Origin of the sequence: Flavobacterium flevense (assembly GCF_900142775.1) — a bacterium.
In the GTDB taxonomy this organism is placed as follows: Bacteria; Bacteroidota; Bacteroidia; order Flavobacteriales; family Flavobacteriaceae; genus Flavobacterium; species Flavobacterium flevense.
This window is the reverse complement of the sequence record NZ_FRCC01000030.1, coordinates 1-1916: the sequence shown is the minus strand read 5'-3', so window position 1 is coordinate 1916 and position 1916 is coordinate 1. Positions and strand designations below refer to the sequence as shown.

Annotated in this window: 2 protein-coding genes; both read right to left on the bottom strand. The window is 36.2% G+C overall.

All coding sequences use genetic code 11. The features are described 5' to 3' along the window. On the bottom strand, window positions 1–670 hold a 670-nt coding region (locus BUB89_RS17745; RefSeq protein ID WP_073247544.1), incomplete at its 3' end, for a PorP/SprF family type IX secretion system membrane protein. 61 nt (window positions 671–731) lie between these two features. Further along, window positions 732–1916 (bottom strand): T9SS type B sorting domain-containing protein (locus BUB89_RS17740; RefSeq protein ID WP_143161168.1); only part of this gene is annotated, 1185 nt, incomplete at its 5' end.

Here is a 1916-nt window from a genome sequence, read left to right as displayed (position 1 = left end):
GTAAAGGAGCACCTTGTACCATTTTAGTGAGTAATGCCGGTTTGAATTTCAGGTTATAATTTAAATCCATTACATAACCCGCAATTAAATAGTAGTTTAATTTTTCTTTGTTCACTGCTACTTGGTTATCAGCATACTGATTTGTTTCGATAAAGTTAGGAATAGAAAATCCCAAATAAGCTTTGTCTGAATGTAGATAAACCCCAGCCCCGATATTAGGTGAGATTTCATTATCAAATCCCTGAAGCCTTTGATCATTACTAACTTCAGGTCTTAATTTAGTGATGTCCAGATTAAATAAATTAACAGAAGCTTTAAGACCAAAAGATAGTTTTACAGTTTCAGAAGTAGGGATTGTATAAGACAGATCTGCCGAAAGCGTATTATCTGTTGTTGGACCAATTTTATCATTTACCAAGGAAACCCCTAAACCTAATCTACTATTATTAAAAGGCGTGTTGATAGAAACTGCATTGGTTGTAGGTGCCCCGTCTAATCCGACCCATTGGGTACGATGTAAGGCAAATATACTCATTGCTCCTCTGGATCCGGCATAAGCTGGATTTACATTAATGGTGTTATACATATATTGAGTGTATTGTGCATCTTGTTGGGCATAACTCACCACAGCTGTAAACATCAAGCTGATTAGTAGTAGTTTTGTTTTCATTTGACTTCTTTTTTTAGAAACCAGAGGTTTATTAGATCTCTGGTATTAGATTGGAGTTTTATTATCTGGTAAGGTATAAATACCCTTGTTCTCTTTTAGGTATGATTTCACCTTGTAAACCAACAGCGGTATAGTTCAAAATATAGAAGTAGGTTCCGGCAGGTAATCCAGTCGACTTGTCTACGGTAACTCTACCTTCAGAATAACCTTTGAAAGCATTATTTACATTATCATATCCTTTAGTTTCATAAACCAGTATTCCCCATCTGTTGTAAATCTCTACTGTATTTTCAGGATAACAGGTTGTATCAGTAATGTTGTCAATTACAAAATTATCGTTTGTTCCATCACCATTTGGTGTGAAAGCATTGTGAACCTCTATAGTTCCACAACCTAATACTCCGGCTCTCTCTACTATTACAGTATCTTCTGCTTCGACAGGATTATTATTTGGAGTTAATCCACTTGCTGTAGCAATATTAGTTATACTCTCGTTATTTAAGTCAGCTAATGTTACAGTCAGACTTTGAGTAAATTCTTTATTTTCTCCCGGTAGAAGACTGAAAGACTGATTAGTCGTATCTAATCCCGTTAACGGGTCTTTAACTATGATGTTATTTATAGTCACATTTCCAGTATTGATGACATTTATTGTATAATTAATGACATCTCCCACAAAACTATACACATCTGTTTGAGTGTTGTTACTAGTAACTGTTGCTGTTTTATTTACAGCTAATCCCGCATTTTGTGGTACTTCAGTAATTGTACAATCAGTACATTCCGGATCTTTAGGGCAAGTAGTACAAGGCGTTGGATCAGTAGAAGTAGCCGTTACCGGATTGTCTTTAGGATCTTTCGCAGTTACAGTTGCCAGATTGTAAACAATACCTTTATTGATATCATCTTGTGTGATAGCATGCGAAGCAGTAAAGGTACTTGCATCTGTTGCTCCAGGAGCCAGCGTTGCAATAGGTCCACCAGTTACAGTAGCATTGTCATCAGTAACTGTTACGTTAGTTAAAGTTACGTTTCCAATATTGGTAATAACAAATTTATAGGATACTACATCACCAATATTTGTTTTTCCGTCGTTGTTTGCATCTACATAAGTTCCGTCTTTAGTGATTGAGATACCAGGATTTTGTGGCACTTCAGTAATTGTACAATCAGTACACACAGGATCTTTAGGGCAAGTAGTACAAGGCGTTGGATCAGTAGAAGTAGCCGTTACCGGATTGTCTTT